The sequence below is a fragment of the Shewanella frigidimarina NCIMB 400 genome (genome assembly GCF_000014705.1).
Lineage (GTDB): Bacteria > Pseudomonadota > Gammaproteobacteria > Enterobacterales > Shewanellaceae > Shewanella > Shewanella frigidimarina.
The window spans coordinates 1,678,672-1,693,649 of the sequence record NC_008345.1; the positions used below are offsets into that span (position 1 = coordinate 1,678,672).

Here is a 14,978-nt window from a genome sequence, read left to right on the forward strand (position 1 = left end):
TGCTTTTTTGTCGATTTTTTTTAGTATCTTATGAGACACTCAAGTGATGAATCGCTTTAAATACAAGGATAAGTGACAAGATGAAAATCAGACTTACGCAGTTGCAGTGCAGTTCATCGAGTGTCACTGTCGACATTAATGATTGGGTTATTGAGCCTCAACAATCTTGGGGGGTATTTAGCACCGAAGGTGATGTAGGTGCATTGCTTGGCCAGTTATTAACTCAGCAAATTGATGCGCAAACCTTAACTTACAGTGGCGATATTATCGGTGTCACGCCAGCAAGTGTGGCATTAGTGTCATTGCTTGAACAGCAATCACTGCTTGAAGCTATTTTAGAGCAAGATGACAGCGAATCACTGGGATATACCGATCCTAAAACGACCGTGTTTGGGGTTGTTTTTAATCAATGCCATGACAATGACTTAACCCATCAATTGCTGCAACAATTAGATTTAACGCATTTAAGCTTAAGTCCTTTTGCTCAATTGTCTACCGGTGAAGGCCGCAGAGTAATGCTTGCTCGTGCAGTAGCAACTCAAGTGCCTTTTTTAGTGCTCGACGAACCTTATGCAGGTCTTGATGTTGCGCACAGACAGACTCTCACAGAATATTTACAACAATTATCTCAAACCAAACAGATACTGGTCGTGGTGTCGCGTGAAGAAGATATGCCAGATTGGATTGAACATGTTGCTATGTTTAGTCATGGTAAATTAGACACTATGATGACCAAATCACAGTGGGATAACCATCCTGTTATTGCCCAGTTAACGGCGCAAGCGGGTCAACAAAGTGATGATATATTGGCGCTTATTCGTCGTCACAGACACAAGCCATTATTTGCTAACCCGGTATTTCAGTTAAACAATGGACGAGTGGCTTACAGCGATAAAGTGATTTTTTCGGGTGTTAACTGGCGTATCGATAATGGTGTGCATTGGCAAGTAAAAGGGCCTAATGGCTGCGGTAAGAGTACTTTACTGGGGCTTATTTTTGGTGACCATCCACAATGTTACAGTAATGATATTGATATTTTTGGTAACAAAAGAGGTTCTGGCGAAAGTATTTGGGAAATTAAAAAACACATCGGTATGGTGTCTTCGGCATTACATCTGCAATATCGGGTTAACTGTAGCGCACTGGATGTGATTGTTTCTGGCTTTTATGATTCTATTGGTTTGTACCAAAAACCGACGGCACAGCAAATATCTGTCGCTACAGAATGGTTGGCCATTTTACACATGGGCCATTTAAGTAAAACCGCTTTTCGACAATTAGAATATGGCCAGCAACGTTTATTACTCATCGCTCGCGCCATTGTGAAACAACCCACTTTATTGATCCTCGATGAGCCTTATCAAGGTTTGGATTATTTGGGACGCCGACTGATTAAAAATGCCCTTGAACTCATTGCCAAAGAACACTTAAGTCAATTGTTGTATGTCTCGCATTATCAAGAAGATAGCCTAGACAGTATTCAGCACTATATTGAATTTGTGAAAGATGAAAATCAAGATGGTTATCGGGCGGTGGTTTCTCAGGGGTAATACCGTCTTGTTAAAAGAGTTTCTTAATAGCTAACTTAGGTTGGCTATTTTTGTTTGTGAGTTTATTTTCTAATAATAATTGATAATGTTTCAATTATTATGCTGTATATGGCGATTAAACTTTTGTATATCATAACCACATTAACGCAGATAGCCTTGAATATTGAGTGAATTGAGCTGTAATAGGGCTATAGACATACAGCAACACGCTAAAGGATACTGATGCTACTTGATACACCCATTTGCGATTATGGCTGGAAAGCCCCTGATTTCACATTGAAAGATGCCAATGGTAATGCTTTTACCATGAGTGATCACTTAGGAGAAAAGGGCTTATTGATTATGTTTATTTGTAATCATTGTCCTTATGTTAAAGCCATTGCGACGCGTTTAGCTGCGGATACAAAGCAATTAATGGCTGAAGGCATCAATGTGTTAGCGGTCATGTCTAATGATTATCATGATGTTGAGGCTGACTCGCCAAAAAATATGCTGAGTTTTGCCAAGCAACATGGTTTTGAATTTGCTTATTTAGTGGACGAAGATCAGCAAGTGGCTAAGCAATATGGTGCTGTGTGCACTCCTGACTTTTTTGGTTTTAATTATCTCGGTGAATTGCAATATCGTGGCCGATTAGATGATGCGCGTTTGCAAGATGCGCCGAACAGAGAACCTGAGCTACTACAAGCCATGCAAATGATTGCTGCAATAGGCAAAGGGCCTAAACAGCAAACTGCCAGCATGGGTTGCTCTATTAAATGGCGATAAGCCCGTTCAGTTGGCTATAAATTTAGTGCGCTATAAACCTTGAAAAATTGTTTTTAAACACCATAACAGGGTAAACAGAGTGTTGAGTAAGTTACGGTGTTAACCAATTGTATTTATTGTTAATTATTATTTTATTTTTTGTGTTTAGTTTGAATTTCAGATGTTATTTACGACCAATGGTTGTGACTAACAAGGTTAGTTAATCGATGATATTAATCACCAGCGTTAATCAATGTCGTTAACTGCCAGTCCTTTTAATCATTGTTAAAATCGAGATATCACATGACCAATGCCATTATTGCTGATTTAGAAAAACGTTACACTGCCAAACGCTATGATGCGACTAAACGCGTGCCTAAAGAAGATTTAGCCGTGATTTATGACGCTATGGTGTTATCGCCGTCATCAATTAACTCTCAACCATGGAAATTTATCGTGATTGAAAGTGATGAAGCCAAGCAACGTTTACATGACTCTTATGCTAATAAGTTTCAGTTTAATCAACCGCATGCTAAAACGGCTTCACATACTATATTGTTTGCATATAACCCTAAGTATACCCGCGAAGACTATGCCAAAGTGGTTGATCAAGGCATTATCGATGGCCGTACTAAGCCTGAAGATCGCGAAAGTGCATTTGGTGGATACGCATTTGTTGATTTAAACACTGATGAAGCGGGTAACAATGCGGCTTGGACTAAGTCACAAACCTATTTAGCATTAGGTAACACTATGCATACGCTAGCGCGCCTTGGTATCGACTCTACGCCAATGGAAGGTGTTGATAGTGAAATGCTAGGTCAAATATTTGCTAAAGAGCTGGACGGTTATGTGTGTGAAGTTGCATTAGCATTTGGTTATCATCATTCAGATGAAGACTACAACGCCAAGTTACCAAAATCTCGTTTAAACATTGATCAAGTGTTACAGGTTTTATAATTAATGAGTCGCTATTTACGCGGCTGATGTTAATAAAAAAGGGGTATAAGAGTAATCTTATGCCCCTTTTTTATGTTATTGAAGCCAAAAGCTGAACACGTTTACGAGTATTGAGTCACTAGCGTAAACAGTGGCCGCGATTGAGGCTTATCAATTTATCGAGTACGCGTTCGCCGTCCATACGAATGCCATTGTGCTCATATTCTGATGTGAGCCAATACTTAAGGTTCGCCACTTTTTTTGTGGTTTCTAAACTGTATTGCATTTCGACATACATATCTTCGCTGTATATTGCGGCTGCAACCGGGACTTTATTATTAGCCAGTTTTTCTAGGTCATATAACACAGGCCAGTCTTTTTTCGCTGCGATAAGCTCAGCGGCTTGTTGCAGTGGAATGAGTTGTTCAAATTGGGCAAACATCCACGGATAGACCATTTCGCCAGTGAACAATAATGGTTTGTCAGGGCGATAGTTAAATTGGCTGTATTGTGCTCGTATTCTGTGTGCCGCCCAAGCTGATGCTTGTTGCTGACAATAAATAGACTCATGCATTAATGCAAAAATAGGGTTGGTGTTGTAGTCGAGAAATTGACTGAACTGATGTAGAAACAGTGGATTAACGTCGATACCATGCGGTGTTTCAATTAACGCTTGCTCAAGCAGATAGTAAACCGCTTCTGGGCCTTGTTCCATACCGATATTAATGCCTAGTAACTGCAACATTTCAACCGTGAGTTGCTCACCAGTTGCTAAGTAGACTTTGTTTTCGTAAAGGTATTTGGCTAAGTCATCGACTAAGGTGCGTGCATCACTAAAGCGCTTGAAAAAGTCATTGTTTTTAGCGATGACACGTTGATAAGTGGCTTGGTAAACCTCTTCAGCAGGGCGGTCTAGTGAAGGAATACCACCGGTAATGTATGCCTCTTTTAGGCCTTCTGGTGCAGCAGATAAATAATGCAATACACAAAATCCACCAAAACTTTGGCCTAAAATACTCCAAGGTTCATCTGGCGATAATTTTGCGCGAATATACTCTGCATCTCGAACAATATTGTCTGCACGGAAAAAGCTTAGGTAGTCCGCTTGGTCCGTTGAACTCATGTAACTTAAGCTGGTGGCATTAACCGGGCTTGATAGTCCGGTGCCTCGTTGGTCGAGTAATAACACTCTATATTCAGTTAACGCGCGTTTTATCCAGCCACTATTGCTCACAGGTCTTACTGCGCCAAAACCCGGTCCACCTTGAAAAAACACTAAGTAGGGTAGTTTTTTATGTTGATTTTCGACACTGACAATTTCCCGTGCGAAAGCCGTAATCTGTTTACTTGGACTTTGTTGATAGTCTAATGGCACAGAGAAAAAATGTTTACGGGCGACGATGTCTGATAAGGTGAGTTCAATGTGCATAATAAGGCCTGCTGAGTCAGAATTAATGTATATTGCCAGCGGTAATAACGCTATTTTATAAACCATATTGTACATCAGTAATCAGTAACTTGATGGATATCACATTAAAAAGGTATCTAGATCAACGCTGCCTAGTTAAAATTAGTGATAATAAACAAATGATCATAAGACGAGGTTGCCAATGAAGTATCAAATCATCCCCGTAACGCCTTTTCAGCAAAATTGTAGTGTTATTTGGTGTGAAAAAACCTTAAAGGCTGCGGTTGTTGATCCTGGTGGCAACATTGACCGGATTTTAGCTGAGGTGGCTAAGTTAGGAGTAAATGTTGAAAAAATATTATTAACCCATGGTCATATTGATCATGTCGGTGGTGCAGCTGAATTAGCCAAAAAATTAGCAGTGCCGATTATTGGTCCGCACATAGCGGATAAGTTTTGGTTAGAAAACTTAGTTAAACAAAGTCAAAACTTTGGTTTTCCACGCACTGAAGCTTTTGAACCAACCCAGTACCTAAATGAAGGTGATGAGGTTAGTGTAGGTGAGCAGCATTTACAGGTGTTACATTGCCCAGGGCATACACCAGGACACATTGTTTTTTATGATAAAATAGCTAATTTAGCTTGGGTCGGTGATGTGCTTTTTAGAGGCTCAATTGGTCGTACTGATTTTCCCCAATCCAATCATCAAGACTTACTTCACTCTATTACCACCAAATTGTGGCCATTAGGGCTCAATGTCAGTTTTATTCCCGGTCATGGACCAATGTCGACGTTCGCCGACGAGCGACAACATAACCCTTTTGTTGCCGATCAGTTATTTGATTAACAATTTGTTATGTAATCAGGTCATTGAGGTTATTTATTAATAAGTTGAAACCATTGATTCTTTGCATTGTAAAGCCAGTCTGTTAGCTTAAGCTAATGCGTTTACAAATGATGGACAACCAACATGGTTCAACACCTCGTTGATTTACTCGATACCTGGTTACCTTCTTATCAAGAAGACTGGGTACTTGCCGTTCTTACCCAAGTAGAAGGGTCTTCTTACCGCAAACCTGGCGCCATAATGCTATTTCATCCAATGGGTAAAAGCCTGGGGATGTTAAGTGGTGGCTGTCTTGAGGCTGATTTACGTCGTCACGCCCAGCGCGCTATTCAAACTCAGCAAGTTATTCAGTTAACCTATGACGCAACGGATGAGTCTGATACTAGTTATCAGCTGGGCTGTGGTGGTATTGTCAATATCATGATGGTGTCGCTGAATAAAGCGAACAATTACCTTGGTTTAGTGAGTGTTCATGATGCTTTAATGCGTGGTGATCGTGGTACATACCAGCTTGAGATTGTTGCCGATGGCGTTTCAAGCCATCAGATATCTGGCCACTTTGTAGAGGCGTCTAGTGACGCAGCACCTATTACCCTAAATACCAAAACCCTTAAAGTGACTGAGCAACATAAAACGTTACTGCAAATTCCACTGCGCCCGCCGGTGCATATTGGTATTTTTGGCGGAGGATTAGATGCCAAACCTATAGCCCAAATGGCACAAACCATGGGCTGGAAAGTGACGATATTTGATGAGCGTACTGCTTATGCTCGCACCTATGATTTTCCGGGCTGCCACATTATGAAACACCCGACACCGTCAATATCTACTGATTTACTCAGTGGGTTAGATGCGGCTTTTATCATGAGCCATAATTTACAGATTGATGCTAAAACGCTAAAAACATTGCAACCGTTGCCACTGGCCTACATATCATTGTTAGGTCCAGTACATCGGCGCGATAAAGTATTGGATATGGCAGAACTCAGTTTGAAAGACTTTAGCGGTTATTTCTCTGCACCAGCAGGATTAGCGTTAGGTGGTGAACTGCCAGGCTCTGTTGCGTTGAGTATTTTATCTCAGTGTCATGGCGTGCTGTATAACAGCAAGCTCACTAGCCTTGATAGTGTGATGTTGTAATGGCGGGTCAATAATGAAGCCCAATATCATTACCGTTATTTTAGCCGCTGGTGCCAGTAGCCGATTTCATGGCGCCAAAATGCTCGCTAAAGTAAAAGGTAATCAAAGTTTATTAGCCCGCAGCATCGTATCACTTAACAAGGTGACAGCCACCGCAGGAATAAAAGCGCCAGCAGTAGTGTTAGGCGCTCATCTTAATGACGAGATCATGGCAATAACCGCAACAAGCCATCAGATCATTAACCCTGATTGGCAACAAGGGTTATCCAGCTCCGTTAAACATGCCAGCCAATACGCTATTGAACAGCAAGCCGATGCATTGTTGCTCGTGCTTGCTGACCAAGTCGCCATTGATGTTGATGACTACTTACACCTTATCGAACGCTATCAGCAAAATGGGTTAACAAGCTGTGCTTTTTATCGACAAGATGTGGGTGTTCCTGCAATATTTTTAGCTAAAGATTTTGCTGTGCTAATGTCGATCGATGGCGATAAAGGTGCTAAAAGTATTCTAAAACAACATGATAAAAATAATAGCTTGAACATTATTTCAATGGAACAAGCGCAATTTGATATTGATACACCTGCTGACTTAGCGCGTTGGTTAGATAATAAGGATTAATTATGACAACCCCAACACAAAAATTAATGGTCAACGGTAAGGACTTTACCCTTGATGCAGATCCTAATATGCCAGTGCTATGGGCTTTGCGCGACATACTTGGTTTCACAGGTACAAAGTTTGGTTGTGGTGCAGGACTCTGCGGCGCTTGTACTATTCATGTTGATGGCAGCCCAATGCGTGGTTGTTTGACCAGCCTTAAGCAAGTACAGGGCAAACAAGTGACAACCATTGAAGGTCTTGAAGCGCAAAAATTGAAAGACGCTTGGCTTGAACATAATGTGCCGCAATGTGGTTACTGTCAGGCGGGGCAATTAATGTCTGCTGCTGCGTTATTAAAAACCACAACTAAACCAACAGAGACGCAAATTGACGATGCAATGTCGGGCAATATTTGTCGTTGTGGTACTTACCCGCGTATTAAAGCGGCGATCAAATCAGCTTCGGAGGCGTAATCATGACGACATTTACCGCAGTTGAAAACATTAGTCGCCGTAACGTGCTTAAACTCTTTGGCGCTGTGGGCGGTGGTTTAGCCCTTGGTGGTACTAGTTTAGTGTGGAGCCCAATGGCACTGGCACAAGACAAACAGGCATTGATGAATTTATTTGTCGCCATCGGTGAAGACAACAAAGTGTATTTAACCTGCCATCGTTCAGAAATGGGCCAAGGTATTCGCACCGGTATTCCGCAAGTCTTAGCCGATGAATTAGAAGCCGACTGGGATAAAGTTGTAGTAGTGCAGGGGCTAGCTGATAAACGCTATGGTAGCCAAAACACCGATGGTAGCCGCAGTATCCGTAAGCATTATCATCGTATGCGTCAAATGGGCGCAACAGCACGTACCATGCTTGAACAAGCCGCTGCTGATAAATGGAAAGTACCCGTTACTGAGGTATATGCCAAGGCGCACAAAGTACACCATAAAGGCAGTAATAAAAGCTTATCTTATGGTGAGCTTGCATTAGCGGCATCAAAACTGACTATGCCAGAGCTGGACAAGGTTACGTTAAAGCCTGAAAGCGAATTTGTTCATATTGGCAAGTCTCATACTATTGTCGATATGGATGCGATGCTAACGGGCAAAGCAATATACGGATATGACATTAAGCTTGATGGAATGTTGTATGCCAGTATCACTCGCCCGCCAGTGTTAGGCAGTGATGTGGTTAGCGTTGATGATGCTAAAGCTCGTAAAATTGCTGGTGTGGTCGATATTATTACCTTACCAGTACCAAAAGGTGCGCCGTTATTTCAGGCTCTAGGCGGCGTAGCGGTTATTGCCACCAACAGCTGGAGTGCCATTGAAGCCCGTAAAGCATTAGCGATTACATGGTCAGAGTCAGTAAACGACAGTCATGACTCTGATGTGTATCTTAAAGGTTTGGTTGAGCGCGTTAAGCTGCCAGGTAAAGTGATCCGTCAGTTGGGCACTTCAGTAACGGACTGGCCAGCAGAACACACCTTGAGTGCCGTTTATACGGTTCCTTATCTTACTCATGCGATGATGGAACCACCAGTGGCGACAGCAAATGTGACCGCAGATGGCTGTGAGTTGTGGGCATCAAGCCAAACGCCGCAAAGTACCCAACAAAATGTTGCAGGTGCATTAGGGCTTAAAGAAGAGCAAGTCAAAGTCAATGTCACCTTATTAGGCGGTGGTTTTGGTCGTAAATCAAAACCAGATTTTAGTGTTGAAGCCGCTATTTTGTCGCAAAAGCTTAATAAGCCTGTCAAGGTATGTTGGAGCCGAGAAGATGAGATTCAAAATGGCTATTACCATGCCATTAGTGCGCAAATGTATCAGGCTAAAGTTGATGGCAACAGCATGCCTACAGCGTTGCTAGCCAGAACAGGGTTCCCTTCAATCAGCTCAACCTTTGCAGAAGGTGTTGAATATCCTTCTGATGGTGAATTAGATTTAGGCTTTAGCGACGTGCCGTTAGCCCTTGAAAGCATTCAACTCGAGTCAGTTAAGGCTAAAGCACATACCCGTATCGGTTGGATGCGCTCGGTATGTAACATTCAACATGCCTTTGGTATTGGTAGCTTTGTTGACGAACTGGCAGTAAAAACCAATAAGCCATGTGTACAAATGTGGCGTGAATTACTGGGTAAACCACGGATGGAAAACTTTGAAAACCAAGGTTTCAAATACGGTAACTATGGTGAAGAGCTAGCTGATCATCCTGTTGATGTGGGCCGTTATCTCAAGGTGCTCGATACATTAGAAGCTGCATTAGCTAAAGCCCCTAAAGCGGGTAAAAACCAAGGTTGGGGTATGGCAGTGCATCGCAGCTTTGTGAGCTACGTTGCCGTTGCGACATTAGTTGAAGTGGTTGATAACAAACTTAAAGTGATTAAGTCTATTGCGGTAATGGATGCAGGGACTGTAGTAAACCCTGACCGTGTTAAGTCGCAGCTTGAAGGTGCGATTATTTTTGGTTTGAGTTTAGCTATGATGGGAGACATAAGCTTTAAAGGCGGTAAAGTCGTGCAGTCTAATTTCCATGATTATCCTTTATTGCGTTTACCTCAATGCCCAGAAATTGAAACTCATATTATTGCGTCAACCGCTAAACCTGCTGGTGTAGGTGAACCTGGGGTACCTCCTGTGGCGCCGAGTTTAACCAATGCGATTTTTGCTGCAACCGGAATTCGATACCGTGATTTACCGCTCAATAAGTTTGTATCGGTCTAGCCATTTTCGTGAGAGAGAGCACTTAAGTTTTACTCACTTAAGTCGATAATAATTAAGTCAAATGCCTAAATGTATTCGCACTTAGGCATTTTTATGAATTTGAGATGCAGTTTTCATATGAACCGTCAGGCTTGTCTATACTCTCTATATCTTTTGTCATAAACCCAGAGCATATTGATGCTCGCCATATTCAATAATTGTTTTTTATAGCGATAAATTATCGCAGGAAGCTGAAAAATGAAGCAAATCCAGTTTAGAAAAATTGATGCCATTATGATTAAGTTCAGCCTTAATGGTAAGTTTTGGATTGTTTGTTCAATGGTCGCCGCGATTACAAGTATTATCGCGATATTGAATTTCCAACAAGCTAATGATTTAATTACTCAATCATCTTTAGACCGAGTGAGCACTCGTGTGCAAAGTGTTGCCTCAGTGGCAAACAGTCAAGGATTACAAAACGCCGAGCTTCAACAATTTGCTGCCGATAACCAACTGCAAGTGTCTGCAAGGGATGAGAGTACTCGCAGTGGCGATATAGTGACAGCATCTGCCAATGTGGGTAATCAATATTTAACTCAAAGCCAAAATGTCCAGCAGTGGGAACAAGACGCGATTGGCAATGCCCAATTTATGCTCATCATTGCGCTGGTGGGATTATTGCCACTATTTCAATTAAGTTATTGGATTTCTACGTCATTAGGCGGCGGGTTATGGGAAATGTACATGGCCATTAAACGCCTCGCTGACGGTGACTTAACCTTTAGACTTAACTTTTTTGGTACTGATGATTTCAGTTTAATCGCCAAAGACATTGATCGTTGTGCTGACAACATGAGTGAAATGGTTGGTGCTATCCGTAGCAATGCTGAAACCTTGGCTGTTGCTGGCAACGAGTTTAATCATCAAGCCAGTACCAATGACGAACTGATAGATCAACAACATCACTTTTTAGACTCAGTGGCGCATGCCATGGATCAAATGACCGCGGCTATAGCCGATGTGTCACATCACGCAAGTGATACGTCATTAAATACTAAGCAAAATGCAACGCAAATAGAGCAAAGTCAAAGTAAGATTAACGATGCGGTTAAACGTATTAGTTACCTATCTGAGCGTATTGCAGAAGCATTTTCATCAGTAGAGCAACTTTCTCGTGATGCTACCCAAATTAATGATGCCGTTACCACCATTGATAGTATTTCTGAACAAACCAATTTATTGGCATTAAATGCCGCCATTGAAGCGGCACGTGCCGGTGAGCAAGGTCGTGGTTTTGCTGTCGTGGCGGACGAAGTGCGTACCCTTGCGGGGCGTACCCAAAAAGCCACCGTAGAAATTCAAAAAATGATTGAAGGGTTGCAACAAGGCTCTAAAAAGCTGACCGGTATTACCAATGTGATTGTTACTGAAGCAGACCAAGGGAGTGCGAGTATCAAAGCGGTGGGTGATGATATTACTCATATGGCAGAGTCTATTAATGCGGTGTTCGATATGAGCAGCCAAATAGCAGCATCCGCGGAACAACAAAGCATGTCTGCAAGGGATATAGCCTCACAACTTAATCAAATTCGTCATCAATCGGAAACGATTCGCAGTACTTCCAAACAAGCTGGTGTATTAGCTAAAGATTTGAATCAATCATCTAAAGGTTTAGCGGCGATTTTAAGTCAATATAGAATCTAGCGCTTACGACTTTATCAATAAAGAGGAGATCGTTGATATATTTTTGATTAGCTTGAAATAAAGTACTAAGGTATCTGGTCTGTTACTAAGTTGTTAAGTGGTGGTTTGAGTGTACGGACTCGAATTAACCGTCTAACACCACTTAAATTAGTAACATTACACGATTAGATATCTGTGAATAGCATGGTGCATGTTTGTTATCGCCACCTTATTTCGGTGCTTTATTGTGTCATTAAGCAAACATCATCAGGAGTATCAATTATCATTACCTCTACGCGCGTTGCTATAGTGCTGACCTTAAGCGGTATATTATTTGGCATCTCTGCCGTGAACGCGGCACCTCAAAGCATTATGGTGCTAAACGCTCAGGGCCAACCAGCACAAAACATGGTGGTGTATTTACTCCCAAGCGCTCCTGCCAATATTGTTACCACAGTTGCTCCTAGTAAAGCTGAAGTTCATCAAAAAGATAAGCAATTCTCTCCTTATATTACCGTTGTACAAAAAGGCAATGATGTGGCTTTTGTCAATGAAGATGATATTACTCATCATATTTTTTCAGCACTAGGGCCTAAGCGTTTTTCATTCAAACTTCGTCATCAGCAACAACAGCAAATATTGAGATTTGAGCAAACAGGGCATGTGTCTATGGGCTGTAATGTGCATGACTGGATGTCGGGGCATTTATTGGTGGTCGACACCCCATTTTATGCTGTGACCAATTTACAAGGGATAGTGACATTTGAGCATTTACCGGCAGATGACTTTAAGCTGGTTGTGTGGCATCCACAGTTAAAAATGCCTGATAATCAGCAAGTGAAACCTGTTCATTTTCCCAGTGATAACACTATGACTATTACACTGCAGGCTGATTTTGATAGTATCCCCAGCCAGCAAAGTTTAGATGAATTTGAATTTTTAGAAGGATACTAGTATTGCTATTTTTTAATCGGCTGCAAACACGGATTTTTGCTTTTTTTGTATTATTAATCATTACCGTATTGAGTTTGTCTTTTTGGTTAACATACCAAGCTAATCAAAGGTTAGAGCAACAGTATGTGGCCAATCAACTTGAAGTAGCGAGCTTAGTTTTCGAGTCGCAATACGATAACCGAAACTATTATTTGGCAGCATTTGCCGCGACGGCCGCAAAGGACTTTGGCTTAAAAGATATTTTTATTGATGGTGATAACCGTAGTTTTCTGGTGGCATTAAATAATCATCGCAGTCGGATTAATGCATCTTTAGCCATGGCTGTGTCTGCCGAAGGTAACGTTATTGGCCAGCTGGTGGCCTCGCAAGGTGAATTAGGTCGTGAAGCCGTTGTTTTGGGCTCTGAACAGAATGAAGTGTTTCGATACAAGTTAGGTTCCGAGTTTGAAACACTGAGCCCATTTTATTTATTAGATAATAAACTGTATCAAATTAAGTTTTCACCACTCACTAGTGGCGGTAATAGCGTTATCGGTTGGGTGGGTTTTGGGTTTCTTATCGATGATACCTTAGCTAATTCGTTGCAGAAGCTCACTGGCTTAAACAGCGGTTTTATGTTAACAACCGAAAATAATGTCATTGCGGTTGGCCATTCTGGTCTGTCGTTGCCAGACGATGAAACCTCACTATTATCGCGTTATATCATCGAAGAGAAAACCAACCACGATTATATTCTGTGGAAGCAATTTTTAGGTGAAGTTGATGGCCAGTCTTTACATGCCTATATGTATAAATCCCGCTCTGATTTGTTGGCTTCAATAGAATCACAGTGGTTACAACAGGTCGCGGTGTTAGTTATGATGTTACCGGTGTCATTGTTGTTGGCGTTTTGGATATCGGGCAGTATCACTCGGCCGATCACACAATTAATAGCCCAAGCACGTTTTATCGCACAAGGTAATTATGACTCCAGTGTGAGTGTCGATTCCAGTATTGAGCTACAACAATTAGCCACTGAATTTACCTCAATGCAGCAAGCTATTTTACAACGAGAAAAAGCCATTGCTCATCAAGCTTATCATGACCCATTAACCAATTTAGGTAATCGTAATGAATTACAGCGCACGATTGAACCTTGGTTAGTCGCGGGGTCAACGATGGGGCTGTGTTTAATTAATATTCGCCGCATGACTGAAATTAATGTCACGTTAGGTCATGCTGTAGGCGATGAGGTGATTAAAGAAGTGGCTAAGCGTTTATGTGAGGTAAATCCCGATGCCTTAGCTTATCGATTGTCGGGTGATGAATTCGTTTTAGCATTTAAACATTGTGAGCACCAATCGTTTGATGTGCTTCTCAAAAAGCTCCAAAATCAAATTGGTCAGGATTATCGTTATCAAGATGTAATGTTACATTTGCAGTTTACTGCTGGTGTCAGTTTTTATCAGCCAAACGTAGATATTGTTACCCTGCTAAGACAAGCAGATACCGCTCTGCAGCATGCTAAAATAAATAAGCGTGACTATCAAATCTACGACGCCAATATCGATAAAAATAGTATTGAACGTTTTCAGCTCATTAATGAACTTAAAGTGGCTATCGAGCAAAATCAGTTAGTGTTGTATTACCAACCCAAATTAAACTTAGCTAAACAAAAAATTACCCATGTAGAGGCACTCGTTCGTTGGAATCATCCTGCTAGAGGCATTATTCCACCTGATACGTTTATCCCTATCGCCGAGAAAACCATGCAAATGGATGCATTAACTCGTTGGGTGATTACTGAAGCGATGGATCAATATCATCGTTGGCAATTACTGGGTATTAATATGTGTATAGCGGTAAATATTTCGGCTGAAAATTTAAAAGATGAACAATTTTGTCACTGGGTTATTAATGCTCTCGCTGAGCATAATGTTCCGGTTGCGGCGATGACATTAGAAATAACTGAAGATGCGGTAGTGTCAGATCCTGAACTTGCGGTAAAGCAGCTTACCTTACTGCGTAAAAATGGACTGACGTTATCAATAGATGACTATGGCACAGGCTATTCTTCATTGGCGCAATTGAAACAACTGCCAGTCGATGAACTTAAAATTGATAAGTCATTTGTGCAAAAGTTGCTGGAAAATGAAGCTGACCAAATTATAGTGCAATCGACGCTACAATTAGCTCATAATTTGGGCCTTAAAGTGGTTGCCGAAGGCATAGAAGACAAGGCTACTTTAGAATGGTTAACCAAACTTAATTGTGAAATGGGCCAAGGCTTTTACTTGTCGCGTCCATTGCCTGAGCAGCAGTTTAATGACTGGTTAGGGCAATCTGATTACCTGTAGGAGAATTGATTATTTGCGGCTTACTTACAAGGATAGTGTGTTGCTTACTGTATGTGAGTAGCTGTGTTTATG

Annotated in this window: 12 protein-coding genes; 11 read left to right on the top strand and 1 reads right to left on the bottom strand. The window is 41.5% G+C overall.

The window, feature by feature from the left end; all coding sequences use genetic code 11:
- The first annotated feature begins 80 nt into the window (after nt 1–80).
- The 3 genes from SFRI_RS07215 (at nt 81) to SFRI_RS07225 (ending at nt 3,257) form a co-directional block, all read left to right on the top strand.
- The gene (locus tag SFRI_RS07215; protein ID WP_011636880.1) at nt 81–1,550 is read left to right on the top strand and encodes an ATP-binding cassette domain-containing protein; all 1,470 of its coding nucleotides are present in this window, start codon (nt 81–83) and stop codon (nt 1,548–1,550) included.
- A gap of 222 nt (nt 1,551–1,772) precedes the next feature.
- Nucleotides 1,773–2,318, top strand: coding sequence for a thioredoxin family protein (locus SFRI_RS07220; protein ID WP_011636881.1), 546 nt, complete (start codon nt 1,773–1,775; stop codon nt 2,316–2,318).
- Nucleotides 2,319–2,600: 282 nt separating this feature from the next.
- Nucleotides 2,601–3,257, top strand: a complete 657-nt coding sequence (locus SFRI_RS07225; protein ID WP_011636882.1) for a nitroreductase family protein — start codon at nt 2,601–2,603, stop codon at nt 3,255–3,257.
- A gap of 118 nt (nt 3,258–3,375) precedes the next feature.
- Here SFRI_RS07225 and SFRI_RS07230 read toward each other — a convergent pair whose 3' ends face one another.
- Entirely contained in the window at nt 3,376–4,665 is a 1,290-nt protein-coding gene (locus tag SFRI_RS07230) for an alpha/beta fold hydrolase (RefSeq protein WP_041413493.1), read from the bottom strand.
- A 181-nt stretch (nt 4,666–4,846) separates the two neighbouring features.
- On the opposite strand from SFRI_RS07230, the gene SFRI_RS07235 reads away from it, so the two are divergent.
- From SFRI_RS07235 to SFRI_RS07270, 8 genes are all read left to right on the top strand, one after another.
- Nucleotides 4,847–5,491, top strand: a complete 645-nt coding sequence (locus SFRI_RS07235; RefSeq protein WP_011636884.1) for an MBL fold metallo-hydrolase — start codon at nt 4,847–4,849, stop codon at nt 5,489–5,491.
- Nucleotides 5,492–5,614: 123 nt separating this feature from the next.
- Nucleotides 5,615–6,631 carry an XdhC family protein gene (locus SFRI_RS07240; protein WP_011636885.1) on the top strand — a complete coding sequence of 339 codons (1,017 nt, stop codon included), beginning with the start codon at nt 5,615–5,617 and terminating at the stop codon, nt 6,629–6,631.
- Nucleotides 6,632–6,644: 13 nt separating this feature from the next.
- Nucleotides 6,645–7,253 (top strand): nucleotidyltransferase family protein, encoded by a 609-nt coding sequence (locus SFRI_RS07245; RefSeq protein ID WP_011636886.1) that lies wholly within the window; start codon nt 6,645–6,647, stop codon nt 7,251–7,253.
- Nucleotides 7,254–7,255: 2 nt separating this feature from the next.
- Nucleotides 7,256–7,708 carry a (2Fe-2S)-binding protein gene (locus SFRI_RS07250; RefSeq protein WP_011636887.1) on the top strand — a complete coding sequence of 151 codons (453 nt, stop codon included), beginning with the start codon at nt 7,256–7,258 and terminating at the stop codon, nt 7,706–7,708.
- Nucleotides 7,709–7,710: 2 nt separating this feature from the next.
- On the top strand, nt 7,711–9,954 hold the full coding sequence (locus SFRI_RS07255) for a xanthine dehydrogenase family protein molybdopterin-binding subunit (RefSeq protein ID WP_011636888.1): 2,244 nt from the start codon (nt 7,711–7,713) through the stop codon (nt 9,952–9,954).
- Between the two features lie 237 nt (nt 9,955–10,191).
- The gene (locus SFRI_RS07260) at nt 10,192–11,637 is read left to right on the top strand and encodes a methyl-accepting chemotaxis protein (RefSeq protein WP_011636889.1); all 1,446 of its coding nucleotides are present in this window, start codon (nt 10,192–10,194) and stop codon (nt 11,635–11,637) included.
- Between the two features lie 174 nt (nt 11,638–11,811).
- Nucleotides 11,812–12,570 (top strand): cupredoxin domain-containing protein, encoded by a 759-nt coding sequence (locus tag SFRI_RS07265; protein WP_425271579.1) that lies wholly within the window; start codon nt 11,812–11,814, stop codon nt 12,568–12,570.
- A gap of 2 nt (nt 12,571–12,572) precedes the next feature.
- Nucleotides 12,573–14,906, top strand: a complete 2,334-nt coding sequence (locus SFRI_RS07270) for an EAL domain-containing protein (protein ID WP_011636891.1) — start codon at nt 12,573–12,575, stop codon at nt 14,904–14,906.
- Nucleotides 14,907–14,978 lie beyond the last annotated feature (72 nt).

Bases quoted from the DNA above. Each gene is read 5' to 3' on its own strand.
- SFRI_RS07215 (WP_011636880.1), top strand. From the start codon at position 81: ATGAAAATCAGACTTACGCAGTTGCAGTGCAGTTCATCGAGTGTCACT.
- SFRI_RS07220 (WP_011636881.1), top strand. From the start codon at position 1,773: ATGCTACTTGATACACCCATTTGCGATTATGGCTGGAAAGCCCCTGAT.
- SFRI_RS07225 (WP_011636882.1), top strand. From the start codon at position 2,601: ATGACCAATGCCATTATTGCTGATTTAGAAAAACGTTACACTGCCAAA.
- SFRI_RS07230 (WP_041413493.1), bottom strand. From the start codon at position 4,665: ATGCACATTGAACTCACCTTATCAGACATCGTCGCCCGTAAACATTTT.
- SFRI_RS07235 (WP_011636884.1), top strand. From the start codon at position 4,847: ATGAAGTATCAAATCATCCCCGTAACGCCTTTTCAGCAAAATTGTAGT.
- SFRI_RS07240 (WP_011636885.1), top strand. From the start codon at position 5,615: ATGGTTCAACACCTCGTTGATTTACTCGATACCTGGTTACCTTCTTAT.
- SFRI_RS07245 (WP_011636886.1), top strand. From the start codon at position 6,645: ATGAAGCCCAATATCATTACCGTTATTTTAGCCGCTGGTGCCAGTAGC.
- SFRI_RS07250 (WP_011636887.1), top strand. From the start codon at position 7,256: ATGACAACCCCAACACAAAAATTAATGGTCAACGGTAAGGACTTTACC.
- SFRI_RS07255 (WP_011636888.1), top strand. From the start codon at position 7,711: ATGACGACATTTACCGCAGTTGAAAACATTAGTCGCCGTAACGTGCTT.
- SFRI_RS07260 (WP_011636889.1), top strand. From the start codon at position 10,192: ATGAAGCAAATCCAGTTTAGAAAAATTGATGCCATTATGATTAAGTTC.